Here is a 25,122-nt window from a genome sequence, read left to right as displayed (position 1 = left end):
TCCCCCAGACTACATCCGCGCTTAATCTCCCACGACTTCCATTGCCTTGTCAAACAATTCCGGGTGATCCATCTTTTCCCTTACGACCGAGTTGACCTCTTTTACCGCTTCCTTAAACTGGGCTCTCTCTCCGTCCGTAAGATAAATCACTTCCGTCGTCTTGTCCTCTTCAATCTTTTTGATTCTGTCCTGCTCATACTCCTGAGCCGACTTGCGCTCATAATCCGTTGCTTCCTTTGCCGCCTTCACGATGGCCTGCTGATATTCCTCCGGCATGGCATCGAATTTTTCATTATTCATTGCTAAAATTAACGGATTGTAAATATGCTGCGTCATAATCATATATTTCTGGACCTCATTCAGCTTGTTGTCATAGATGAGCTCCACCGGGTTTTCCTGACCGTCGATTGTCTTCTGCTGCAGGGCCGTGAACACCTCGCCAAACGCCATGGGAGTCGGGTTGGCGCCAAGGGCCTTCCAGTAGGCAATCTGGATTTCATTTTCCATCACGCGGATCTTCAGACCGTTCACATCCTCCGGGGTATGTACCTCCCTGTCGTTTGTCGTCAGGTTTCTGAAGCCGTTCTCCGGATATGACAGCGTCTTCAAATTCTTTGCCTTCAGTCCCTCTGCAATGCTCTGTCCTATCTCCCCGTCCAGGATTTCATATGCCTCGTCCCTGTCGCTGATCAGGAACATCGTGTCAAACAGGTAAAGATCACTGTAGGCGGCCGCCAGAGGCGCCATGTTGGAAAGTGTGATGTCGATATCTCCCAGTTGGACGGCCTCCAGGACTTCACGGTCGGAGCCCAGGGCGTTGTCGGCAAATACGTTGACTTTGACCGCTCCGCCCGTCTCCTTTTCAATCACTTCTTTCATGATATTTCCGATATCTTTATGGGACTGCGGGATTCCGACGGCAATTTTCAGGGTATACTCGGTCTCCTTAGTCCCTGGCGCTTCATTGCCTGCCGCCTCCTGCTCCGCTGCTTCTTTCCCTGTTTCCCCCTTCTCTGCCGATCCCTGCGCCTGCGTCTCCCCCGAGCCCTGTTTTTTACCAGAACAGCCTGCAAGCGCTGCTGCTATTGCTAAAATGGTCAATAATGCAAATGATTTTTTTCTCATATTCCCTCTCCTTTTTATACGGTTGTGTTAGTCTGCATTAGTTCATCACCCCGAGCTCCTTTAACCGGCCGCTTATCGCCCTCTTCTCTTCTTCTGTAGCCGGAATAAACGGGCCTCTCGGGCTGCACTTGATAATCCCCCTGATTTCCAGCATGGCATATATTGCAAGCTGCGTCGAGCGCGCCAGATACATGATATCCCGCATTTCATTCACTTCAAACTGTGTCTTTCTGCAGTCCGCGTACCGGCCTTCGATTCCCTCGTGGTACATTTTTTCACATATTTCTGGAAATGCGTTGGCGATTCCCGGAATAAATGCCCTGCAGCCAAGGGAGCATGCAGACAGCCACATTGCCTCCGTCCCCAGAACCACGTCAAAGTTTTCATCCTTTAACAGACGCATATAGTTTGCATGGAGCATAATATCAAAGGTAGCGTCCTTGATCCCCCCAACTCCCACGTCCTCTTTCAGCTTTTTAATCAGCTTTAACTCCATCGGGTAGCCCTGAAACTGCGGGTTATTATACACATAGACCGGGATTTCCCCGCCTGCCGCTTTTACGATCGTCTGGTAAAAGGAGCAGATTTCGTCTTCGTTATGCTTGTAATAATATGGTCCGACGGCAGAAATCGCAGCAGCCCCGGCCGTCCTGGCGTGTACGGCAAGCTTTGCCGTGCTTAAAGAGTCCGCAGTGCCCACCTGGACAATCACCGGAATTTTCCCCTGTGCCGCCTCAATTGCCGTTTCCGTTACCCGCATCCTCTCTTCCTGAGTCATGAGCGCTCCGCCTCCGTAAGAGCCCGTGATAAATACGCCGTCCACTTTACCGCGCAAAAAACCGACCAGTGTTTTGATTCCCTCATAATCCACTTCTCCATTTTCCTTAAATGGAGTAATCATCGGCGGAATAACGCCTTTCATCTGAAACATGTCTTCCCCTCCCCTTCTCTTTCCCTTATCTTGTCTAAAGCGATCTCAACTGCACCCCGAACTGTAAGTTTTCCTATCTCCTCTTTATCGTAAATAAATTCGATGACAAGCTCCTCCCCAAACCTTTTTTTTAGGAGATACTCATACATGCGGCACCGGCTCTCATGTCCGTAAAAAATGTAATGATTGCTGTCATACCCTTTATTTCTCATTTCCTCAAATGCTTTCAAATCATCGGCGGCAATCGCCGCATTGGTAAAAATGTCGCGTTCCCGGCTGTCCGTTTTCAAAAGTACCTGCAAAAAACGTGGCATAAGAAGCGTGCGTCCAAGCCCCGCATGCTCCACACAGTCAACGGCCGTATCCACAAGTTCTTCAAAGGAATACCCGCCTGCTTCCTCCCCCTCTGCCTTAATCAGGCTTTTTCCGATGTTCGTGGAATTCAGAAGCGCCTCATAAAACTGCCCACTGATTGTCGTGTTGCTGGCGGTCACTCTCTGCCCCTCGTCAATATACATCACCTTAGTATGGGAGCTTAAGGCAACAATGCTGCACGGTTCTTTTATCTTTTTTTCTTCTATGATTCCAATGCACTGCACCTCCTCCCCTCTCATAAAGTCGACGTCCCGCAAATCCTGCGCACGTGCATTCTCCGGATACCGGTTTCTAATGCCCCGGATAAAATAAACCGGCCGGTGAATTGGAAGCACCGTTTCATCATTGACTTCCAGGATTCCCTCCGACAAATCCGACAGACCGGCGGGAGCCACCAAATGCGGAATCTCTATCAGGCCGATTTCAGAGGTAATCATCCCCGACGCCACGGCAAATTCCACATCCTCATCCCTGATTCCATATTCGTTCAGGATTTCAAAAAACAGTTCCGTGATTCCCTGCCTTAAGGCATCCCTGCTTCCCGTAATAGAGGTATCTCTGACCCCTACTTTCCGGCTGCCGCAGGCCGCAATTGTTCTGTTCCGATCCACGATGTAAATTCTCGTATTGGTTGTTCCGCAATCAATTACAGCAAACATATTTAACCCTCCCGTCATTTTCAACTGACTTTTAAGACTTCGGCACATTGACCGGATGCAGCGGTTTTTCACCATTCAGTACTCTGACTGCCTCCTCGGCAACCTTTTTCTGCAGGCTCTTAACTGCCTCCTCCGAATACCAAGCCACATGGGGCGTTACGATGGCCTGTTCCATTTTAAGCAGCGGACTGTCCGGATCGATTGGCTCTTTTTCACAGACATCAATTCCTGCGCCCGCAATCTCCCCTTCTTTAAGCGCCTTTATCAAATCCTCCTCGCAGATTACGCCACCTCTGGCCGTATTAATTATAAAAGCGGTTCTTTTCATCTTCTTAAATTTGTCATAGTCGAACAGATGGCGCGTCTCCCCGTTCAGTGGGCAGTGTACCGATATGTAATCACTTTCCGCCAGGAGCGTCTCCAAGGCCACCAGCTCTACGCCCAGCTTTTTTGCCGTTTCAGCCGGCATATAGGGGTCATATGCAATCATTCTCATGCCAAAACCGGCCATTTTTTTTGCGACAAGAGCCGGAATTCTTCCTAAACCAACCAGTCCCAGAACTTTTCCTTCCATGCGGTAAAGCGGTTTCACGAGACTGTAATCCCATTTCCCCTCTTTTACCAACGACGCCAGGGATGGCAGTTTTCTTGCACAGGCCATTAAGAGGGCTATCGCATGGTTGGACACCTCATCCAGGCTGTAATCAGGGACATTGGCTACATAGATTCCCTTTTCGGAAGCCGCTTTCACATCAATGTTGTCCACACCAATCGCATACCTGACGATGAGCCTGCAGTGCTCCAGACTTTCTATGACTCTTTTCGTTATCGGAGCAAACTGCACAATCAGCACGTCTGCGTCCCTGGCTGCCCCAATCACTTCCTCCTCCGTCTTACAGTGGTAATCGAATAGCTCAGCATCCTTAATCTGTGCAATTTCCCGACGCTCCAAGTCCAGATTTTCATAGTAATAATCGCTTATTACGATTTTCTTCCCCCTGCTTTCTTCCCCCATTTTATCCTCCGCTTTTATTTCTTTTTTTTAATTTATTCAATTTATTTTATACAGTAAAACTTAGTTTTATTTTATTCTATATAAAAAAACGCGTCTTTTACCTTTGTTTTTTTTATACAGGACATCCCAGTCTTGCAGATATCCTTCCTGCCGTTCTGATTACATCCTGTTTTGCCTCTTCTCTCTTTTCCCCTTCGAATAGCTCCTGAATTCCACAGATACTGATCCCTGCCGTCATCTCTTTATTGTAATCGAAAATCGGAGCACAGACACTGGAAATATATGGTTCATTTTCCCCATTATTAAAAGAATATCCTTCTTTCCCGGCCTTTCGGATTATCCTGAGCAGTTCCTCCTTATCGGTGACCGTCTTATCGGTAAACCGCTCCACATGGATTGATTGAATATATTCCTCCAGTTCCTCCCCTGGCATCCTGGAAAGAAATAATCTTCCGATTCCGGTAGAGTATAGTTCCCTCATTCCGCCCGAGCGGATCATAAGCTGCGCCCATGAGGGTACATCCCTGGGTACGACACATTCGATCATCAGAACCTTGTCTTCCCTCCGTATTCCAAGATAACAGATAACACTTTTACGGTCCGCTATCTCCTGAAGGTACGGCACCGCTATCTTGCGCAAATCCAGATGGTTTTTCTTCAGAGTGCTGAGGTGGAGAGGCACCAGTCCAAGACTGTACGTCTTATTCGTTTCATCATATTCGATAAACCCCTCTGACGCCAGAGTAAAAAGCAAACGCAGTGTCGAACTTTTTCCCACTCCCGTCATCGCGCTGATCTCAGACAGTGACATCTCAAAGTGGTTTTCGTCAAAGAGTTTTAAAAGCTTTAACGCCTTCTGAACCGCGCTGATTGTATAATCCTTACTTGTATTCACCGGTTTCCCTCCTGTTTCGCCCAGGGCCTGTCAAACAGGCTTTTACCCAGCCGCTGCCCTGATAAAATCTTTTATTGAATTATATCAACAAAAAAACCTGATGGCAAGTTATACGCCCTCCTTAAATTTCACAATCCCTTTAAATACCTCCTGTCTCCCGTCCGCCCATTTTAAAACCTCGGTCCCCGCGTTTTCAAACGCAGTCCTGTCTGTGATAAAAAGACCGGGATCCACTCGCCCCTCTTCCCACAGCCCCATAACGGACCGGTAATCTTCGGGCACCGAATTCCGCGTAACATGAAGCGACGGTTCTTTCATGTGGAAAGCGGCCTCATCTATTTCCAGAGTCCCTTTAAACATTCCGACAAATACGATCTCACCTCCATGTCCAATCCATTCAAATGCATGTTCCATCGAATTCTTATTGGCGGTTGTATCAATCACTCCGTCGAATCCGTCCTGAGCAATTTGACCCATGACATCTGCTTTCTCCGTCTCATCCAGGGGATTAAAGACGGAGAAACCAAAGGTTTTCCGGACAAATTCCCGCCTGGCCGGGTTAATATCTGCCAATACCGCATTCATCCCAAGCGCCTCCGCACACACCGCGCATGCGGTCCCAATTGGTCCTGCCCCGAGAATCAGGAGTCTCTTTCCCCGTCCCGGCCGCATTCGCGATACGGCGTGATAACCGATGGTCAGCGGTTCTATGAGTGCCGCCTCCTCCTGTCTGTCCGGAAACGGATTCTTAAGTAAAAACCGCTCGGGCAGCGATAAATACTCCTGAAGACCTCCGTCTTCATGGACACCGTAAAGCTTCAGACAACTGCAGCAGTTCGTCTTCCCCGCCTTACAGGCCATACAGGAATCACAGGAGATGCATGGCATGACACATACACTGTCCCCCTCCCTGAATTTCGTGGAATCCCCAGCATCCGCCACGACTGCCGCTATCTCATGCCCTATTACCCTTGGAAAGGTAAATAACGGCTGTTCCCCTCTGATCGCATGGATATCAGAACCGCAAATGCTCACAGCCCGCATCCTGATCAGAAGCTCCCCGTCCTTTCGCTCCGGCATGCGTCTCTCCTCAAAGCTTAAATCATATGCACCGTTCAACACCAATGCCTTCATTCAATCACTCTCCTCCTGCCCGCTAAGCTGATCAGGCAACCACACCTACCTGTCTGAACATCTTTTCTTACTTAGTCAGATAACCTCCGTCAACCGGAATAACCACGCCGTTAATGTAATCTGAAGCGTGGCTTGCAAGAAGTACCGCCACCCCTTTAAAATCTTCCGGAGTTCCCCAGTCTCCCTGCGGAATTCTGGCCTTCACCGATTCATTCCTCTGCGGATCCGCCCGAAGCGGCGCCGACAGATTGGTACAAATCCACCCGGGAGCTATCGCATTGACATTAATCCCCCTGCCTCCCCACTCGCTGGCAAGCACCTTCGTAAGTCCAGCCACCGCATGCTTGCTGGCCGTATAAGCCGCCGTATTAAAACCGCCCAGGTAAGACATCATCGAAGCAATATTAATAATCTTCCCCCCTGACTTCTGCTCAATAAACTGCCTGGCAGCCAGTTGAGAAAGGAAAAATACCGTCTTCGAATTCAACTGCATAATATCGTCCCATGTCTTCTCACTGTAATCCAGAGCCGCTTCCCGAGGACAGATGCCGGAGTTATTCACAAGAATATCAAGCCGTCCAAACTTCTCCAGCACGCACCGCATCACCTCCGGCAGACTTTCCATCTCAGACAAATCCCTGCGGACCGCAAGAAACTCACCTCCCAGCCCTTTTACATATGCCTCCAGCTCATCGGGCCTATGGCTGTTATATACGCAGGCCACATCCGCCCCCGCTTCCGCCAGCCCCCGCGCAATCCCCAAACCAATCCCCGTCCCTCCCCCTGTGATGAGGGCAACTTTGCCTTTCAAAACAAAACTGTCTAAAACCATACTTCTCCTCTCCAGAATATTTTATTGTATAAAACTAAGTTTTATTTACTAAAAACATTATAAAATACATGGACAATCAATACAACAGAAAATATTCACAAAAAAAATATTTATTATTATGCAATCCATACAATTCACTAATTGTCTATTTTTTATCAGATTCTTTATCTATTTATTCATTTTACTCTGTAAAATTCATCTATATTGTACCTGTCCGAACCAATCCCCACTTTCCCCCTTCTCCTCACCAACAAAAAAAGACCATTTCTACAAAAAACATAGAAACAGTCTCTATAATGTACCCACTGCCAGCAATCCCCCATCCCTCAATCCCACCTAGCGCCCACAACAATCCCCGCCTGCAGCAGCCTAAAGCCCGGGACCGAAGACTCTCCCTACCTCCGCTCCCCATCCCGGACCTCCCCATCCGCATCCTCATTTCTCCCTCCTCCACAGAAAAAGGCGCCCCCTTTTACAGGAGCGCCCTCTATTCCCCGGATTTTCATCCGCTAAATTACTTTCTCATCTCCAGAACATCTGCAAATGCCTGGATAGCAGTGCTTGCCTGACCGAAGTCACGCATCTGCTGATCGATACCCAGTTTGATGTGCGGGATATCTGCAGCCATCAGAGCTTTCTTCAGGTATGGATACTCCATCTCCTCCGGATCACAGAACTGCTGCATAAACAGTACCAGACCCTGAGCTCCGCTCTCTTTTACCATATTTGCAATAAACTCGCCGCGGCGGTTCTTGGAAGACTCTGCATCATACAGAAGAACTTCGTAGTCCACGTTAGCAAACTGTTTTGCCAGTGCCATCAGAGCGTCGGCCTCGTCCTCCGGAGCATCTGTGCGGAATGCACGGCTCTCGTGGGCAACGTCGTCTGCAGCGATAGCAATATTGTTCTCTTCGAAAATTTCAAGCAGCTTCGGGTTGTCACAGATGATACCGGAAGTAACAACCTTGGTGCCCTGCCAGTCACAGACCGGAAGTTTCTCAAGTTCTGCGTTCAGTTCCTCAAGCTTAGCTATGTATTCCGGTTTCTCCATGAAGAAGAATGCCTTTAATACAGCGGAACGCTTGGTAGGTGTAACTACGTCGCAGTGAGCGCTTGCCAGCTCTACGAATTTACGGCGGGCTGCACGGCTCTTATTGTAAACTTTGATTGCATCCTGGATTGCCTCATTGGTAATCTCTTTGCCGGATACTTTCTCAAGCTCTTCTTTAACTGTTCTGTACTGATCAACACAGAACTGAAGACCGAAGTCTTCAAAACGGTTCTGTGGATGTGCCAGGAAGATGACTGCCATCTTCTCTCCCATAGAAACACGGAAGTTCTGGCTCATAGGACGCAGGGTATCACAGATAGTTGGTGTGATAATACCGTCCAGATCGTCCATGGTGCCGTCTAACAGCATCTCAAGCGCAAGCTGTGCGATAGTGCAGTAGAATGTTGCACAGTACTCTTTTGCACGGCTGATGGTCTTATTGTTGGAACCCCAGATTCCCATCGGTACCATACCTGCTGCATAAACTAATTCTTCCGGAGCATAATATGGCAGAACACCGATGACTTTCTTACCCTGTGCTTTGTATTCTGCAAGCTGCTGTTTCGGAGTGGCAGCCTTAACTTTAAATTCGTCTAATAATGCATTAACACTCATCTGATTATACCTCCTTTGCCTGCTTGTTTGCTTCCATCGCTTCTACAAGGCCCTGTACACGTGTTTCGTACTGAGCGGCATTGAAGTTACGCGGGTCAGCCTGGTCACCGTCGAAGCCTGCGCATGGAACACCCAGATCGTCGGTAAAGCGGCGCTGCATCTCAGCCATATAACCGCTCCACGGTTTACAGCTTCTGTTGTAATGAACGAGAACGCCGTCTACCTTATTGTCGCGGCAGATGCCTTCACGCCAGTCAACACCCTGCTCGATGCAGACAGAGTTCGGAGCTTTATAGTAAGCACGGGCCATCTCATCGATGTTGTTATAAACGAAACCGAATGCAGGTGCATATACAACGGCTGTAACGTTTACTCCATGCTCTTTCAGTGGTTTAAACAGAGCCGGAAGTTTTGGCCAGCATGGGATACCCTCGAACATAACACGGTATTTCTCCGGGAATGGAGTGGTTGTCTCGCCCTTCTTAACAGTCTCTTCCAGATCTCTTGCAAGAAGCTCAAATGCTTCGGCAGCTTCCACTCTTGCACGTGCAGTAACAACGTCGGCCATATGGTTGAACAGGTCGAAACCGCTGTATGGAGCGGGTTTGTACTGAAGGTAATCACAAACGCTTAACCAAGCTTGCGCGGTACGGTTTGCATTTGCACAGGCCTGCTCGAATTTCTTCTCATCGAACTTCTTACCTGTCAGTTCTTCCAGCTGTTTGATTGCTTTGTCAAACTGTGCGCGCACATATTTAACGTTGTCGTCATGTACGTCTACTGTATTGTTGTATGGGATATCGATCATGATCAGAGGAATATTGCACATACGGGCAATGTTCTCGTACCATTTTGTCATACAGTTACAGATATTGTTACAGCACAGAACGAAATCCGGCTGCGGAATACGCATCTGGCGGATTGTAGCGATCGCTTCCATACGGCGCTCTTTTTCAGGGCCGTCCGGAAGAGCTTCAATCTCAAGCAGGTTATCCAGTACCAGGTAAGGAGTCTGAGTCTTAGGATCTTTCTTCGGCTTACCGGTAGCTTCGTCGATTACAACGTTTCCGTCTGCATCCTTTAATGGCTTTCCGGTGCTTGGATCAATGATATACTCTCCTGTCTCCGGATCATACTTACGGGATACGCGTACGCCGGCTGCATAAGCAAGGCTGATACGGGCATATCCACAGATATCGTTGTCATAACCCAGATCTTCGGCTGCCTGACACATTAACTCACCGTAACGGTTTGCAGCGATACCAGCAGCCTGATTCTCCGGATACATAACATTCAGATCAAATGCTGCTGCAAGCTCACATGGGAACTTGGATGAGGACCAGCCAACTAACTCGCCTCTTGCTTTGGCCTCGCGTGCATCTTTGTGGACGTCGTCAACGACCTTACGAAGTGCGAGAACGCCAGGACTAACTTGTTTTGCCATAATAATTATCCTCCATTCTTTCTATGAATTACTACTACTGCGGCGGCTGGCAGCCTGCCATGCAAGCAGAGCGGCGCCAAGCGCACCATTATACTGTGTCAGCGGGGAAATCTTAATCGGACATCCAAGCTCATCCTGGAGTGCCTGAACAACACCCAGGTTCTGAGCAACGCCGCCGGTCATAACAACATCCGGCACCACACCGATACGGTGGGCGAGCCCTGTGACACGATGAGCCACCGAGCGGTGAATTCCGGCAATAATATCGCATTTGTCGGTTCCCATCGCCAACTGGCTTATAACCTCACTCTCGGCAAAAACGGTACAGGTGGAACTGATTCCCACCTTCTTCTGGGACATTGCGCCGAGCCTGCCCAGATCTGCTACTTTTACTTCCAAAACGCGCGCCATAACATCCAGGAACCGTCCCGTTCCGGCCGCACACTTATCATTCATCTGGAAATTGGTCATTGCACCATTGTCAATGTGCAGGACTTTGACATCCTGTCCTCCGATATCGATGACTGTGTGGACATTTGGAAACAGAAAGGAAGCTCCTTTGGCATGACATGAAAGCTCGCTCATCTGCTTGTCGGCAATACCGTCCATCAGAGAGGTACGGCCATAGCCTGTTGCCAGTGTATAAGCCATCTCTTCCTTTTTCATGCCTATATCATCGAGCACGGCCTCAATCGCGCGCTGCGGTCCGCTGGTACCTGCGCCGACGTCAATCAGCGATTTCGCCACAATCTCCTTGCCGTCTTTTAAGATAATGCATTTGGAGGCTGTGGAGCCGACATCGATACCTAAAGTATAAATTGCGCTCATTGTATCTATTTCCTTTCATTAGGCTAAAAAGTTCTTATTACACGGCGTTCCGGCATATCCAGGCACACCGCTTACGAGTCCATGATACCACAAAACGTGCTAAAAGTCGCTGGAAAATACATAAAACGCTATAAAATAATTGATAAGACAGTTATAAAAAAACCTTTATCCGCCCGGGGATACAGATAAATCGAGCAAAGGTTCCAGCAGCCCTTGCCCGATTTATCTGAAAAGTCTCAGACTTTTTTACTATCTACTATCTTACTATCAACTATCAATTGTTTTATGCACGCAGCGTTTTCACTTATACATTCACTTTGTTTTTAGATATAAATCAATTATTTACCGAAGGTCTGAAATTCACGAACGGATCTTGGTGTGAGCATCTGATGCATCGGGCAGATGGACTGTGGGTTCTGATAAGCAGCCTCAGTAAATGCCTGGATGTATGGACGCATCTCTGTCATATCGACAATCTCGTCTACCATACCTTTTTCTGTACAGTATTTAGGACGGGACTTGTCTGTGTACATCTGAATCATGTCGTTCATCTTTCCGATGATTGGAGTTAAATCTTCACCTGCTTTTTTCGCTTTAACCAGCTTTCTTGAGTACATAGCGTTTGCAGCCGTCTCGCCCGGCATTACATAATACTCGCAAACACCTGTACCAAGAGAGAATACGTTGGTGTTGTTGCCCTGAGGTCCGCCAAGTACATAGTGGGCAGCGGCGCTGGCCTTACGGATTGTGATCTCTAAGGATGGCAGTTTGGAGTTCTCAATGGAGTAGATCAGGGACTGTCCTAAACCAAGAAGCTCAGCTTTCTCAGCCTCATCGCCTACATCGATACCAGTTGTATCCTGTAACCAGATTAACGGGATTCTGTCACGTGCGCAAAGAGTAACGAACTCGTTCATCTTGATAAGGCCCTGACGGTATAACTTTCCGCCGATACCTACGGAGTTCTGTTTGTACTCCGGATAGTTCATCAGAAGACCCTGTGCGTTGGCTACAACACCTACTAACAGACCGTTAACCTTAGCCAGACCTGTAATCATCTCCGGGCCGTAACCCTTCTTGAATTCGGAGAATTCACTGTTGTCGAAGAGACGTGCGATTACTTCGTACATATCGTACGGACGTTTCTGGTTCATCGGAATGATGCTGTAAAGGTCTTCTGCAGGAAGCTGAGGAGCCTTTGGTGTGTCAACACGGAAGAATTCTAAGTTGTAAGCAGGAAGGTAGCTGATGTATTTCTTGATACCTTCGATTACGCCTAAGTCGTTCTGGTATACTTCACGGAAGAATCCAGTCTCATCATAGTGGATCGGAACGGAACCAGGAGCCGGAACTTTCAGCTTGCTGTTTTCGATCTGAGCTGCGATGATCTGCTCTGCCGCTTCGTCGTCGATATATCCCTTCGGGTTCATACCTGATAAGATACCTGCACCGCCGACTGCCATGTTGGCATCCTGATGTGCGATCAGAATGGTCGGGGAAATACTGTGGTATCCGCCGCCTGCAGGGTTGGTTCCGTAGATACCTACGATTACCGGAATACCGAGCTGGTTTAATTCAGAGTTGCGGAAGAATGGTGTACCGCCGCCACGTCTGTTTGGATATACTTTATCCTGGTTCGGGAATTCTACACCGGAGCAGTTCAGTAAGTAGATTAATGGAAGATGCATCATCTTGGCAGCATCGGAGCAGCGAAGCAGATTCTCAGCCTGTCCAGGTACCCAGGCGCCGGCCATCTTCTTATTATCGGAAGCTACGATATAAACCCATTTTCCATCTACGCGGCCAAGGCCGTTTACGATGTTTGTTGTGCCGAATTTGTTATTCTCAGGATTGAAAAGGCTGTTTAACGGGCACCATGTACCAGCATCGATTAATGCGTTGATACGCTGCATAGCAGATAACTGTCCGCGCTCGTTTAACTTCTCTTCAGAAGTGATGCCTGCTGCAAGAGCTTTTTTGATAGACTCATGGATGTCACTCTCAACAGCTTTGATTTCCTGCTCATTTTCCGGATTCGGATTAACCAGTTCTTTACCAATTGTAGGCATGTTCTGGAAATATCCTGGCATGGAATACATATTCATGTCTTCATTCTCCTATTCTTTAATCACTTAACTATGGTTATTCCGCTGCGGCAGCCTGGGCCGCCGCAGCGTATGTAAGACATTTCGTACTAAAATCAGTTAGCCGGCTCTTCCTTTGGAACCTGGATAAATGCCTGGCCAGGGTCGATCTCTTCACGGATCATACGGATAACATCCGGTGACGGAGCCTCCAGCTTCACTGCTCTGGATACGTCGATATCGAATCCTGTGTTCTCGATAACGTCTTCCGGTGAAGATGTCTCATAGTAGCCTGCAAGGTACATTCTCTTTGTCTTCTCGTCGAATTTGAGGATACCGCGGTCGGTAACAACTGCCTGCGGTCCACGGTTGCCCGGAAGACCAAGTCTCTCACGTCCGCCAGGTCCATCGATCCAGCCTGGGCTTGTAACGTAATCAATCTTCTGCATGAAACGGCGTTTCTCGTGCTGAATCATGATGATTGTGTTAGAGAAGGTTGCGATTGCGTTTGCACCGCCGGAACCTGTGAAACGTGTCTTCGGAGCATGGTAATCACCGATACATGTGGAGTTTACGTTTCCGTAAGGGTCGATCTGGGCGCCGCCGATGAAGGCAATCAGTCTGTCTGTGTCATGTAACCACTCATTCGCCTCAAAACCGATGAAACGGATATTCGGCCACTGGCATCCGCAGTGTGCCATGAAACGAAGGTCACCAACGGAACGCGGAACCTCGATTGGGGAACAGTCCATCAGACCGCTCTCAACAATCAGGTTGCATTTCGGTGCAAATAAACGTTTTGCAACGGATGCGCCGATTAACGGAAGTCCAGTACCTACAATTGCAATATTATCATTTGTGATCTGCTGGGCAAGTGTAATTGCCTGCATTTCTTTGTTTGTATACTTTGTATAGTCAGCCATGATTAATCCTCCTTGCTCACATCTGTAGAATAGCCATATCCATCAGATACTTTTAATTTAAGGAGACGGTTCACACCGATCTTCTCAAGAAATTCTGCCTGATCCTTAACACCATAAACGTATTCGTTTAAGAATGCCTTGAAATCTTCTTCCGTCTTGCTGGCTGCACCATATGCCTTCAGGAAAGCATTGTCGTAGTCATAGTAGCCGTAGCACTGTGTTGGGAATGCGCCGTAAGGAACTTCGCAAACTGCATCTACAGCAAAGCAAGGAATCTTGGTCAGGGTCGGATCTCTGCGGATTACATCATTGCTAACCAGTTCTTCACACGTAACAATAACTTTCTTAGCTGCTACAACGATATCAATATCATGGAACTCATCGCCCAAAAGGATACATGTTCCGTCCGGTGAAGCTTTCTGTACATGGATAATAGCGGTATCAAGTTCCGGAACAGGAAGTGCAACTACTTTCTCGCCCGGTTTGAATGGGTTCTCTACGTATACGAATTTGTCATCAGAAAGCTTGTCGATTGTCTGACGCACTTCTTTGCTGATTCCCCATTCGTCTACCAGTCCGGAGCCGATCATAAAGCGTACTGGTAAGAAAGGAAGTCCTAAGGAAGCGGCATGAAGCATGAACATGATGGCATCCTGGGAGTAATCCTCGTAAATCAGTTCTCCTGCTTCAATTTTCTTACGGAAACGACGGGAAACGTTGGTAACACCTGAATCAGCGGTATAGCAGTTGATATATGCCTTAACGCGATCCTCACCAATTAACATATCCCAGTCAGAGCCGGCAGGACCAGCCCATGCGATAAAATCTTTTTTGCCCTGGCGAAGAATCTCGCGCACTGCAGCCATCGGTTTTTTGTTGGTTGTGAAACCACCGAAGGAGATCGAATCGCCGTCTTCTACATACTTAGCAACTGCCTCTTGTAATGTACACACTTTATTACTCACAATAAAGCCTCCTTTATAAAAATTTTCTATAACTACCGTAGATTATTTATTGCTGTTCGCAGGGCTGCTATTGCAGGGCTGTGAATAGTAACTCAAAAATTATTTAAAAATCAGCATGAAGAAACCGGCTGCTACTGCAGAACCGATAACACCTGCTACGTTTGGTCCCATCGCATGCATCAGAAGGAAGTTTGTAGGGTTCTCTTTGGAACCAACTGTCTGAGATACACGGGCTGCCATAGGAACGGCAGACACACCTGCGGAACCGATAAGAGGATTGATTTTTCCTCCTGTTATCAGGCAGAGAAGCTTACCTAACAGAACACCGCCCACTGTTGAGAAACAGAATGCCATAAGTCCCATAGCGATGATAGCGATTGTCTGTACACGGAGGAAGATATCTCCGTTTGCCGTAGCGCCTACGGTTGTACCAAGCATGATGGTAACGATGTTGCAGAGTGCGTTCTGTGCTGTGTCGGAAAGACGCTCAACGACACCGGACTCACGGAACAGGTTACCAAGCATCAGCATACCTAAAAGAGGTGCTACCGACGGAAGAAGCAGAGAACAGAACAGTACTACGAATACCGGGAATACTACCTTCTCTACCTTGCTTACCTTACGGAGCTGTTTCATAACGATGGAACGCTCTTTCTTTGTTGTAAGCAGTTTCATAATTGGCGGCTGAATCATAGGAATCAGGGCCATGTAGGAATAGGCGGCAACCGCAATCGGCGCAACCAGATCCGGTGCCAGGTTGTTGGCAATGTAAATAGCTGTAGGGCCGTCAGCGCCTCCAATGATACCGATAGCTGCTGCCTCACCAACGGTGAAAAGGCCAGTTGCGTTAGCCAGCATGAATGCGATATAGATACCGAACTGTGCCGCAGCACCGAGCAGTAAGCTGATTGGGTTCGCAATCAATGGTCCGAAGTCCGTCATCGCTCCTACACAGAGGAAGATGAGACATGGGAATAAGCTGGACTTAACTCCGCCGTACATGATACGCAGAACACCCTGTGTGTACCATGGCTCGGATTCTTTCATTAAATCTGCCAGCGGCAGGTTTGCAAGAAACATACCGAATGCGATTGGAAGCAGAAGAAGCGGCTCGTACTGCTTTTTAATCGCAAAATATAAAAGGACAAAGGAAATTGCAAACATTACCAGGTTCTTCCAGCTCAGGGCTGCGAAACCGGACTGAAGCAGCATTTCCTTCATAATTTCAAAAAAGTTCATTACTCTACCTCCTAGTTAAGGACAACCATGGCAGCTCCAGTATCTACAGGATCCCCTGCCTTAACAAGAATCTGGCTTACTGTGCCATCTGCCGGTGCAACAATTTCAGTTTCCATCTTCATAGCTTCCATAACAGCTACTACAGTGCCATATTTAACAGCCTGGCCAACTGCTACTTTTACATCCAGAACTTTACCTGGCATTGGAGCCTCCACTGTTGTGCTGCCTGCTGCAGGTGCTGCCGCCGGAGCCGGTGCTGCTGCTACAGGAGCGGGAGCTGGTGCAGGTGCTGCCGCTGCAGGAGCCGGTGCTGCTGCCGGTCTCTGTACCGGTACCGTGCTTGCCAGTGTCGGAGCCTTTGGCGCTGCCACACCGTTACGGTCCAGAGATTTGTATTCTTCAATTCTCTCTACTTCTACTTCATATCTTTTGCCATTGATCGTAGCAATATATTTCATAATCTTTTTACATCCTTTCGATTGCTTTTGTGAATCTATTAGTTCAGAACAACCATTGCGGTTCCGGTCTCCACAGCATCTCCTGCTTTCACAAGAACCTGTGATACCGTACCGTCTGCCGGTGCAACGATTTCAGTTTCCATCTTCATAGCTTCCATAGTCATAACAACCTGGCCGTATTTTACCGCCTGGCCTGCTGCTACTTTGATGTCAAGTACTTTACCTGGCATTGGAGCTTCTACTGTTGTGCCGCCTGCTGCGGGAGCTGCTGCTGGGGCAGGCGCTGCCACTGGGGCTGGTGCAGGAGCCGGAGCTGCTGCTGGGGCCGGTGCTGCTGCGGGAGCTGCAATTGGAGCTGCCGGTGCAGGCGCTGCCTCGCCATATCTTGGAATCGGCTCATATTCGCCAACTCTTTCAAGTTCTACTTCATACTGTTTTCCATTGAGGGTAGCCGTATACTTCATAACTGCTGTAACCTTCCTTTCGATTTCCTTCCATTCCTGGTAACTATTAGAGTTCCTTCACGTTTACAATCTTAAACTGCTCGGCTGGTAATTCAAGATCCATACCAATCGTAGCCATAAGTACCGCCAGTGTCTCTTTGTCTGTTTCATCCGATACTACCGGGGCAGCTACTGCTGCCGGCTTCTGCGCTCCGTCCTTGATAATAGTACGCAGGATTTTTGAGATTAAGATGATTGACAGAGCCAACGTAACCAGAGTAATAAATACTACCGCAAGTCCCAACAGGGATACGATGACCGACTGCCCAAAAGGCATTGTTGCTTCAGTCCACATACGTGCATTGCACCTCCTTTTCAGCAGATCTCAAAAGAGATCTCTCTTATTCGTTTCGCACTCCTTTGTGAAAAATTATATTATCAAAATATCGCCTCACAATATTCCACATCGTGGAATGCATTCCATTTTTAAAAGCTTAAAAAATATAAAGGCTTTTTTAGCCCTTTGTGAAACTTGCTTATGCTTTTAATTCTTACAAGTTCACTATGGCTAAATTATAACAGTAACCCCCCTGAATGTCAACCGGGGGTTTCATAAAATATGCACAAAAAATGCCTTCTTCAATTGGGTAAAACCTCTTATAAAATCAAGGTTTTACGACATTTTGTGACACCATTTTTCATGTTTATTTTCATTATTCTTCGCCCTCTTTCTACAATTCGAAGACTCTTCACCTTTATTCCGAAATCCATACATTTCTTTTTCGTTTTCTTAACAATATGGCTCTTTTGTGTAATTTTCTATACACTTCTTATAAAGACATTTTTTCTTTTCAGGTTCACCGTTCGTATTTTCCGCAGCTGTATGTTCCTTCCCGCAAAGCTTTCCTGTGTACTGAAAAAAGAGAGTGTCAGGCACCCTCTTTCTTCCTATTATAATTATATCATCTTTTTAATATGCTAATCATTGCAGTGGCTTTTATTTAGTAATTTTAAATGAACTCTTCAGGGAAACGATCCGGTTAAATACCGGCGCTCCCGGTGCGCTGTCTTTGCAGTCCACACAGAAGTATCCGTTTCTTACAAACTGGAAGCTGTCAAATGCCTTAGCCTCTTTCAGGCTAGGCTCCACGTAGCACTCCTTTAAAATTGTAAGGGAGTTGGGATTGAGGTTCAGCGTTCCGTCCGCGTTGAGCTTGCCTTTCTCCTCATCGATCAGGTTTTCATAGAGGCGGCATTCCGCTTTCAGCGCCGTCGGAGCCGCTACCCAGTGGATGGTGCCCTTTACTTTCCTCGCATTAAATCCGGAACCGCTCTTTGTCTCCGGGTCGTAGGTACAGTGGACTACCGTCACATTGCCGTTCTCATCCTTCTCACATCCGGTGCATGTCACAAAGTATGCATTCATCAGACGCACTTCATTGCCCGGGAACAGACGGAAATACTTCTTCGGCGGTTCCTCCATGAAGTCTTCTCTTTCGATATAAAGTTCACGGCAAAAAGGCAGCTTTCTGGATCCGAGAGCTTCATTCTCCAGGTTGTTCGGCGCCTCCAGCTCCTCTACCTGCCCTTCCGGATAGTTGTCAATCACCAGTTTGATTGGATCTAAAATCGCCATAACTCTGGCTCTCGATAATTTCAGGTCCTCACGCAGGCAGTATTCCAGCATAGCGCTGTCAATGGAGTTATCCGCCTTGGATACTCCGGCCAGTTCCACGAACTTGCGCAGGGACTGAGGGGTAAAGCCTCTTCTTCTGAGTGCGGCGATCGTAACGAGACGCGGGTCATCCCAGCCGTCTACCACTCCGTCCTCTACCAGCTTCTTAATATATCTCTTACCGGTAACCACATTGGTAAGGTACATCTTGGCAAATTCGATCTGACGCGGCGGGTTCTCGAATTCACATTCTTTCACGACCCAGTCGTACAGAGGACGGTGATCCTCAAATTCCAGGGTACAGATGGAATGCGTGATATGCTCGATCGCATCCTCAATCGGATGGGCAAAATCGTACATCGGATAGATGCACCACTTGTCGCCTGTGTTGTGGTGGCTCATATGGGCAACACGGTAGATAACCGGATCCCTCATGTTGATATTTGGGGACGCCATATCAATCTTGGCTCTCAGAACCTTCTCGCCGTCCTTGTAGACGCCGTTCTTCATATTCTCAAACAGCTCCAGGTTCTCCTCCACACTTCGGCTGCGGTATGGACTCTCCTTGCCCGGGTTGTTAAAATCTCCTCTGTATTCGCGTATCTGGTCGGCCGTCAGGTCGCAGACAAATGCCTTTCCTTTTTTAATAAGAAGAACTGCACAGTCGTACATGGTCTGGAAATAGTCGGAGGCAAAGAACAGCCTGTCCTCAAAATCAGCTCCCAGCCACTTCACATCCTCGATGATGGACTCCACAAATTCCGTCTTCTCTTTCGTCGGGTTGGTATCGTCAAAACGCAGGTTGAATTTACCGTTATATTCCGCAGCCAGTCCGGAGTTTAAAATAATGGACTTGGCATGGCCGATATGGAGATATCCGTTCGGTTCCGGTGGGAATCTTGTCTGGACATGGTTGTAGACACCCTCTGCCAGATCCTTATCAATCTCACGCTCGATAAAGTTCTTTGACACGGCCTCTTCCTTATCTCCCGCTTCAGCTGTTACATTCTTATTTTCTTCCATAAGCATTCCCTCCGTTTACTGCTTCTCTATAGTACAGAACTCTGTTGTGTGCCGCTTCAGCTGGGTTACTGCGCCCATTTTACCGAAGTTTTCGCACAATCTATTCTGTTCAGAGCAAATATTTCCTAATATCATATCACATTTTGTAACATTGGAAAAGCAGTATTCCACAAAAACTTTGTAAATACTGATTTAACTGAGGTGAGGAGGACGCGTCCGGAACGGACCATGTCCGGTGTGGTGAGGGGGATGGCTGAGTCTTTTGCCCCCTATTGAAGGTTGTCGTGAAGGGGGAATCCGGCCGGAATGAATTGTTACGGGGACCGCTCGCGCTTTTTGGAGTGCACAGCGGTGCCAGGCTCGAAAAGACCTCGCCAGGCACCGGCGGACTCCCATATCCCCTGCACAATTGATTCCGCCTCCTTCCCCTGGCAGGTTATCGCCGGGGACAAAAGACTCAGGCGAAGGTTTTCGAGGCACCGGACATAGTCCGCTCCGGACGCTGATTGTCTCTAACCTTAAATGGGGAGGGCCCTGTCACGGCCACTACGAAACTGCGATACTTTAACAGTCTGACGGTATCTTACAATGAATTTGATAACAGATGAAGTTCTAAAACGAAAGTCGAATGTTCTAAAATACCTGCGATCTAGACATAAATTGTTTATTTTAAGCTTTCTCAGCTCAGGGGATTTCGTCAGAACATCCAGCCTTTGTTTTAGGAATTGTTTTAGGAATTCATCTGTTACCAGATTCATCCTGAAATACTGTCAGAATGTAAAAATATCACCGCTTCGCAGTGGCCGCGACAAGACCTCCCTCCGCACTTGACGAAAGAGACAATCAGCCCCTGGAGCCGGCGGATGGGGCAATCACCTTCCCTGAGTCTTCAGTCCCGTCGACAACCTGACCGGGGGGAAGGAAGGAGAAAACTTTCCGAAGGGGACATTGGAGCCCGCCGGTGCTTAGACGGCGTTCTTTGACGTCTTAGCATCCGCTGTGCGCTCCACAAGCGGGAGCGGGTCCCCGTAGGAATTTTTTCTCCTGGATTCCCCCTCACCACAACCTACAAACCGGGACTGAAGACTCATAAATAATCTCTCACTCCCCCGTCCGCCGTCTTACAGAGGCGTCCTCGCATCTCAATTAAATCAGTATTTGTACTTGCATTTTTCCCAAAATCAGAATACAATATTCCATATGAAGGTTAGCATCCGCTAACTTTATACAAGAATAAATTACCGTATTTATGGGTATCTATAACTTAATAAATCGTTTTTTCGCCAGGTAAAGGAGGCCAATATGAGAACTGACAAACGTAAGGTTGCGCTTATCGGAACAGGAATGGTCGGGATGAGCTATGCCTATGCACTGCTGAACCAGAACGTCTGCGACGAACTTGTTTTAATTGACGTCAATAAAGAGAGGGCCATCGGAGAAGCCATGGACTTAAACCACGGTCTTGCATTTTCCGGCTCCAACATGAAGATTTACGCCGGCAGCTATGACGACTGCACCGATGCAGACATCGCCGTAATCTGCGCCGGAGTGGCCCAGAAACCGGGAGAAAGCCGCCTGAATCTTCTCAAACGGAACACCGAAGTTTTTAAATCCATTATTGAACCAGTGACGTCGTCCGGTTTTAACGGCATTTTCCTTGTCGCCACCAATCCGGTCGATATCATGACAAGAATCACATGCACCCTCTCCGGTTTTAATCCCCGGAGAGTCCTCGGCACCGGAACCGCCCTGGATACGGCCAGACTGCGTTATCTGCTGGGCGACTATCTGAAAGTGGATCCCCGCAATATCCATGCATATGTAATGGGCGAACACGGAGACACGGAATTCGTCCCCTGGAGCCAGGCTATGGTAGCCACAAAATCCATCCCGGAACTCTGTGAAGAATCCCACGGGTCCATCTGTTCTCAGGAGCTTGAACAGATTTCCGAGGAGGTCCGCACTGCCGCTTATAAGATTATTGAAGCTAAAAATGCGACCTATTACGGCATCGGTATGGCCCTGACGCGAATCACTAAGGCAATTCTCGGCAACGAGCACAGTGTCCTCACCGTATCAGCCATGCTGAGGGGCGAATACAGACAGTCCGGCCTATTTACAGGCGTTCCGTGTATTATCAACCAGAACGGGATTCAGAGGGTTCTGCCCCTGTCCCTCAGTGACGAGGAAAAAGAAAAGATGGATCAGTCGTGCCAGATTCTCCGGAGGAGTTTTGAGGAGCTGGAGATGTAGTTGAGAGACTTTCTCTCCTTTTAAAGGAATAGAAGAAACCAGCCGCCTCAGACCGGGTCACGGCATAGTGATAACCCTCGCGTTTTCAATATGTACTGTCTCTATTCATTCCCATAAAACGAAACGGCGTCAGCCTCACCTTTCAACAGTGAGACTGACGCCGTTTCGTTTTATGAGCCCCCTTATCGGGCAAGCGCTGCTCCGAGAGCCCTGCACTCTTCTGCAGCCGTATCATCCGGCGCACCGTTTGCCAGGACCGGCTCGGCAGGCATTGTGCAGCCGAGTTTGCTGCAGTCGTCTTCCCAGATTCTCATCCACTCTCCGTCTCCCCATCCGTAGGAACCGAATAAGCCGATGCGTTTTCCGCCCAGCGTTGTCTTCACCTCTTCAAACATGGGTTCAAATTCTGTTTCCTCCAGCTGCTCCGCTCCCATGGACGGGCATCCAAAGGCAATTGCCGGATACTCCGCCGCTTTATCCGTAGTAAACTCTGCCGATGTAAATGTATCTGCCTCCGCTCCTGCCGCTTTGGCTCCCTCTGCCACGTAATATGCCATCGCCTCTGTATTTCCTGTACCGCTCCAATAAACAACTGCAATTTTACTCATCTTTCTATCCATCCTTTCATTATTTATACAGGCCTTTTTCCGGCCTTATCCATGTCAGACCGCCCTGAGAAGCTGAATGACCGGTATACCGTTTTCAAACATTTTCATGAACATGTTAATGCAGGCCCTGTATCCGTCAAAACGGCTCCTGGCCTCGCACGGATCTCCGTAGGTTTTCCAAAATCCGCAACTGGTATAGTTTTGGCCCCTGTTCTCTATAAAGCCAATTACATCTTCCAGAGGATAGCCAAGAAAAATCCCTACCTCGTGCGGAAATTCTTCTTCCAGGCAGAGGCGCTCCGACAACTGTTCCAGAAACCGGCCGCAGTTATCCGACCCGGCATAGCCCTTCTGTTCCAGAAAATCCCTCACTTCGGAACCGGATAAAATTTCTTCCACCCACTCCTTTCGATATACATATACAAGAATTGAATCTGTCCCGGGACATTCCTTGATAATCTCCACCGATATGCCATGCCGGTTCAATTCTCTGTCCCAGTACAAAACCTCCCGCCGTATCTCCTTCCCTCCTCCGGAAAACCGGAACAGATTAGCCGGCTTGATCCCCGCCAAAGTCGGGGCACACTGTTCAACAAGCATCTTTTCAAATTTCCTGTTCATGATCCTTACTGTCTTCCTTTCCCTGTTACTATGAGTACTGAAGTCACTGCCGCATCACAGCTCCAGCCGGAGCCGGTGAATCTCAGCGCAAATAGTTAGTATCAACTAACTTATATGTAAAAAAAAATGTCCTTCTTATCAAGATTTTTTCTCTTCGTTTTCCCCGGCAGACACCGCTCCATTGCCCATAGTTAGTTCTAACTAACCCTCTCTAGAACTTTATCATATTCCGCTATAGATGTCAACTGAATATTTTCCAAACTGCGTAATCCTTCCCCTTTACTCCTCCCACGACCAGCATCTGAACCACAAATTCATCATCACGCTGTCCTTTTTCTTCTCGTCCATACCGAAATGAATAACCGTATTCCTGTCCATAATTATCTCCTTCATTGCACTGTCAAAGTCAGAGATCACAAGTGTTTTTCCCACAATTGTAACCGAGACGGAGTCCTCATCATATTTTGTTTCCATCGACGCTTCGCACAGATCCGCAAATTCAATCAGAGTTTTTTTATACAGGGATTCAAACTTGATAAATTGATTTGTATCCACAGTCTTTTTTCTACAGGTCATTGCAGTTTCCAGTTTTGATAAAAAACGCTCAAAATCCTGCTCCATATTCTTACCTCCCATACCTCACACATAGTCCGTTTACTGATATCACATCCATTATACATATATTCCCAAACATTTGGCAATATTCAATAGTGATTTTGACTTGTACACTTAAACAAAGTGAGGTAAATATATGATTACTTTCGAGCCGTTTTGGGATACTCTCAGAAGAAAAAGAATCAGCCAATATGATTTAATCCATAAATATCGCATGAGCAGAGGCATGTTAGATAATTTAAAACACAACAGAAGCATTACCCTGAATACTCTAAACGACCTGTGTAATACCTATGACTGCGATATAACCGATGTAATTAAATTCGAAAAAGAGGAATCCAATATCTAAAAAGAGGTTTTCTGACTTGTACTTTGCAGGCCTCTTTTTTTGTTGCCGTTCTTTCCTTTTTCCGGTACAGAACTCCCGCGGCTTTATAAAATTGCTTTTATTAAATTATTGGATGATTGAGGGACTTTTATACAGAACTGTAATTTAATAATCAGGGATGTCCGGCGCTGCACACCGGATGGAAAGAGGAAAATTCCAGACACTTTTTTTGCTTTAAAAATACGTACTTTCGCACAGTGTGCAAAGCAAAAAAGCGGAAAACCTGTCAACCACAAGGTTTTCCGCTTCATTTCATTCATGAGGCATCGGGGATTCGAACCCCGGACAACTTGATTAAAAGTCAAGTGCTCTACCGACTGAGCTAATACCCCCTAATAACTGGGCTAGTTGGATTCGAACCAACGAATGCAGGAGTCAAAGTCCTGTGCCTTACCGCTTGGCGATAGCCCATCAGCGAACCCCTGAAAAGGGAAGGTGGATAAAGGGATTCGAACCCTTGGCCTCCAGAGCCACAATCTGGCGCGCTAACCAACTGCGCTATACCCACCATACGTTATCTGAACCAATTGGTTCAGATGACGAGCCTGAAGGGATTCGAACCCCCGACCCACGGCTTAGAAGGCCGTTGCTCTATCCAACTGAGCTACAGACTCATATTCACTTTGCGATTTGGCCAAACATTTGGCAACATAACTTCCTCTGCTCTCGGCTGTTCTGCCAACCTGGCATTGTCTGCTGCGTTTTTTGACAGCAAAAGTAGTATATACTAAAACCATCCGACTGTCAAGCACAAATTGAGGAAATTTGGAAGCAGTTGTAGAAAAACGCATCAACGGGTCATAGTATACCACAGGATAAACATGATCGCAAGCATTTTCTGCTATAAATTTCCTATAAATTTCCACAATTGTAGTGATTTGATACCGCCGCGCTTACCGGTTCAGCTTCTGCCCGCTCCGCGC

General features: G+C 47.6%; 24 protein-coding genes and 4 tRNA genes. 2 read left to right on the top strand and 26 right to left on the bottom strand.

Features of this window, described 5'->3' with window-relative positions:
- Positions 1-21: 21 nt before the first annotated feature.
- From EJL91_RS11900 to EJL91_RS25130, 19 genes are all read right to left on the bottom strand, one after another.
- On the bottom strand, positions 22-1,125 hold the full coding sequence (locus EJL91_RS11900) for a DctP family TRAP transporter solute-binding subunit (RefSeq protein WP_125142204.1): 1,104 nt from the start codon (positions 1,123-1,125) through the stop codon (positions 22-24).
- 37 nt (positions 1,126-1,162) lie between these two features.
- Positions 1,163-2,056 (bottom strand): dihydrodipicolinate synthase family protein, encoded by an 894-nt coding sequence (locus EJL91_RS11895; RefSeq protein WP_125142203.1) that lies wholly within the window; start codon positions 2,054-2,056, stop codon positions 1,163-1,165.
- On the bottom strand, positions 2,044-3,090 hold the full coding sequence (locus EJL91_RS11890; RefSeq protein ID WP_164516826.1) for a 2-dehydro-3-deoxygalactonokinase: 1,047 nt from the start codon (positions 3,088-3,090) through the stop codon (positions 2,044-2,046). The genes EJL91_RS11895 and EJL91_RS11890 overlap by 13 nt, the downstream gene beginning before the upstream one ends.
- Positions 3,091-3,121: 31 nt before the next feature.
- Positions 3,122-4,105, bottom strand: a complete 984-nt coding sequence (locus tag EJL91_RS11885; RefSeq protein WP_125142201.1) for a C-terminal binding protein — start codon at positions 4,103-4,105, stop codon at positions 3,122-3,124.
- A gap of 112 nt (positions 4,106-4,217) precedes the next feature.
- Positions 4,218-5,000, bottom strand: a complete 783-nt coding sequence (locus EJL91_RS11880; protein ID WP_125142200.1) for an IclR family transcriptional regulator — start codon at positions 4,998-5,000, stop codon at positions 4,218-4,220.
- A gap of 108 nt (positions 5,001-5,108) precedes the next feature.
- Entirely contained in the window at positions 5,109-6,134 is a 1,026-nt protein-coding gene (locus EJL91_RS11875) for an alcohol dehydrogenase catalytic domain-containing protein (RefSeq protein WP_125142199.1), read from the bottom strand.
- Between the two features lie 67 nt (positions 6,135-6,201).
- Positions 6,202-6,966 (bottom strand): SDR family oxidoreductase, encoded by a 765-nt coding sequence (locus tag EJL91_RS11870; RefSeq protein ID WP_125142198.1) that lies wholly within the window; start codon positions 6,964-6,966, stop codon positions 6,202-6,204.
- Positions 6,967-7,480: 514 nt separating this feature from the next.
- Positions 7,481-8,632 carry a (R)-2-hydroxyglutaryl-CoA dehydratase subunit beta gene (hgdB, locus tag EJL91_RS11865; RefSeq protein WP_125142197.1) on the bottom strand — a complete coding sequence of 384 codons (1,152 nt, stop codon included), beginning with the start codon at positions 8,630-8,632 and terminating at the stop codon, positions 7,481-7,483.
- A gap of 4 nt (positions 8,633-8,636) precedes the next feature.
- On the bottom strand, positions 8,637-10,076 hold the full coding sequence (hgdA, locus tag EJL91_RS11860; protein ID WP_125142196.1) for a (R)-2-hydroxyglutaryl-CoA dehydratase subunit alpha: 1,440 nt from the start codon (positions 10,074-10,076) through the stop codon (positions 8,637-8,639).
- Between the two features lie 21 nt (positions 10,077-10,097).
- The gene (gene hgdC / locus EJL91_RS11855; RefSeq protein WP_125142195.1) at positions 10,098-10,904 is read right to left on the bottom strand and encodes a (R)-2-hydroxyglutaryl-CoA dehydratase activase HgdC; all 807 of its coding nucleotides are present in this window, start codon (positions 10,902-10,904) and stop codon (positions 10,098-10,100) included.
- Between the two features lie 338 nt (positions 10,905-11,242).
- Positions 11,243-13,009 carry an acyl-CoA carboxylase subunit beta gene (locus EJL91_RS11850; RefSeq protein ID WP_125142194.1) on the bottom strand — a complete coding sequence of 589 codons (1,767 nt, stop codon included), beginning with the start codon at positions 13,007-13,009 and terminating at the stop codon, positions 11,243-11,245.
- A 95-nt stretch (positions 13,010-13,104) separates the two neighbouring features.
- Entirely contained in the window at positions 13,105-13,911 is an 807-nt protein-coding gene (gctB, locus tag EJL91_RS11845) for a glutaconate CoA-transferase subunit B (RefSeq protein ID WP_125142193.1), read from the bottom strand.
- 2 nt (positions 13,912-13,913) lie between these two features.
- Positions 13,914-14,864, bottom strand: coding sequence for a glutaconate CoA-transferase subunit A (gctA, locus tag EJL91_RS11840; protein WP_341466992.1), 951 nt, complete (start codon positions 14,862-14,864; stop codon positions 13,914-13,916).
- A gap of 111 nt (positions 14,865-14,975) precedes the next feature.
- Entirely contained in the window at positions 14,976-16,115 is a 1,140-nt protein-coding gene (locus tag EJL91_RS11835) for a sodium ion-translocating decarboxylase subunit beta (RefSeq protein WP_125142191.1), read from the bottom strand.
- A gap of 11 nt (positions 16,116-16,126) precedes the next feature.
- Entirely contained in the window at positions 16,127-16,573 is a 447-nt protein-coding gene (locus tag EJL91_RS11830) for a biotin/lipoyl-containing protein (RefSeq protein WP_125142190.1), read from the bottom strand.
- 38 nt (positions 16,574-16,611) lie between these two features.
- On the bottom strand, positions 16,612-17,037 hold the full coding sequence (locus tag EJL91_RS11825; protein WP_125142189.1) for a biotin/lipoyl-containing protein: 426 nt from the start codon (positions 17,035-17,037) through the stop codon (positions 16,612-16,614).
- 46 nt (positions 17,038-17,083) lie between these two features.
- Positions 17,084-17,371 (bottom strand): OadG family protein, encoded by a 288-nt coding sequence (locus EJL91_RS11820; RefSeq protein ID WP_125142188.1) that lies wholly within the window; start codon positions 17,369-17,371, stop codon positions 17,084-17,086.
- 642 nt (positions 17,372-18,013) lie between these two features.
- Positions 18,014-19,714, bottom strand: coding sequence for a glutamine--tRNA ligase/YqeY domain fusion protein (locus tag EJL91_RS11815; RefSeq protein WP_125142187.1), 1,701 nt, complete (start codon positions 19,712-19,714; stop codon positions 18,014-18,016).
- A 965-nt stretch (positions 19,715-20,679) separates the two neighbouring features.
- Positions 20,680-20,805 carry a hypothetical protein gene (locus tag EJL91_RS25130; protein WP_279230043.1) on the bottom strand — a complete coding sequence of 42 codons (126 nt, stop codon included), beginning with the start codon at positions 20,803-20,805 and terminating at the stop codon, positions 20,680-20,682.
- Between the two features lie 211 nt (positions 20,806-21,016).
- Here EJL91_RS25130 and EJL91_RS11805 point away from each other — a divergent pair, with 211 nt between their 5' ends.
- The gene (locus EJL91_RS11805) at positions 21,017-21,967 is read left to right on the top strand and encodes an L-lactate dehydrogenase (RefSeq protein ID WP_125142186.1); all 951 of its coding nucleotides are present in this window, start codon (positions 21,017-21,019) and stop codon (positions 21,965-21,967) included.
- A gap of 182 nt (positions 21,968-22,149) precedes the next feature.
- Here EJL91_RS11805 and EJL91_RS11800 read toward each other — a convergent pair whose 3' ends face one another.
- The 3 genes from EJL91_RS11800 to EJL91_RS11790 form a co-directional block, all read right to left on the bottom strand.
- Positions 22,150-22,575, bottom strand: a complete 426-nt coding sequence (locus EJL91_RS11800; RefSeq protein ID WP_125142185.1) for a flavodoxin — start codon at positions 22,573-22,575, stop codon at positions 22,150-22,152.
- A 54-nt stretch (positions 22,576-22,629) separates the two neighbouring features.
- On the bottom strand, positions 22,630-23,196 hold the full coding sequence (locus EJL91_RS11795; RefSeq protein WP_125142184.1) for a DUF3793 family protein: 567 nt from the start codon (positions 23,194-23,196) through the stop codon (positions 22,630-22,632).
- 279 nt (positions 23,197-23,475) lie between these two features.
- Positions 23,476-23,817: a hypothetical protein gene (locus EJL91_RS11790; RefSeq protein ID WP_125142183.1), complete on the bottom strand. Its 342-nt coding sequence runs from the start codon at positions 23,815-23,817 to the stop codon at positions 23,476-23,478.
- 130 nt (positions 23,818-23,947) lie between these two features.
- Between EJL91_RS11790 and EJL91_RS11785 the strand changes: the two genes are divergently transcribed.
- Entirely contained in the window at positions 23,948-24,160 is a 213-nt protein-coding gene (locus EJL91_RS11785) for a helix-turn-helix domain-containing protein (RefSeq protein WP_125142182.1), read from the top strand.
- Positions 24,161-24,458: 298 nt separating this feature from the next.
- Here EJL91_RS11785 and EJL91_RS11780 read toward each other — a convergent pair.
- The 4 genes from EJL91_RS11780 to EJL91_RS11765 all read right to left on the bottom strand — a co-directional run bounded on the left by EJL91_RS11780 (position 24,459) and on the right by EJL91_RS11765 (position 24,813).
- Positions 24,459-24,531 (bottom strand) — tRNA-Lys (locus tag EJL91_RS11780).
- A gap of 7 nt (positions 24,532-24,538) precedes the next feature.
- Positions 24,539-24,610 (bottom strand) — tRNA-Gln (locus EJL91_RS11775).
- A gap of 23 nt (positions 24,611-24,633) precedes the next feature.
- A tRNA-His gene (locus EJL91_RS11770) sits at positions 24,634-24,707 on the bottom strand.
- Positions 24,708-24,739: 32 nt separating this feature from the next.
- Positions 24,740-24,813 (bottom strand) — tRNA-Arg (locus EJL91_RS11765).
- Positions 24,814-25,122: the final 309 nt, after the last annotated feature.

Source organism: Clostridium transplantifaecale (genome assembly GCF_900626075.1).
GTDB classification, from domain to species: domain Bacteria; phylum Bacillota; class Clostridia; order Lachnospirales; family Lachnospiraceae; genus Otoolea; species Otoolea transplantifaecalis.
This window is presented reverse-complemented; position numbering and strand designations above follow the sequence as displayed.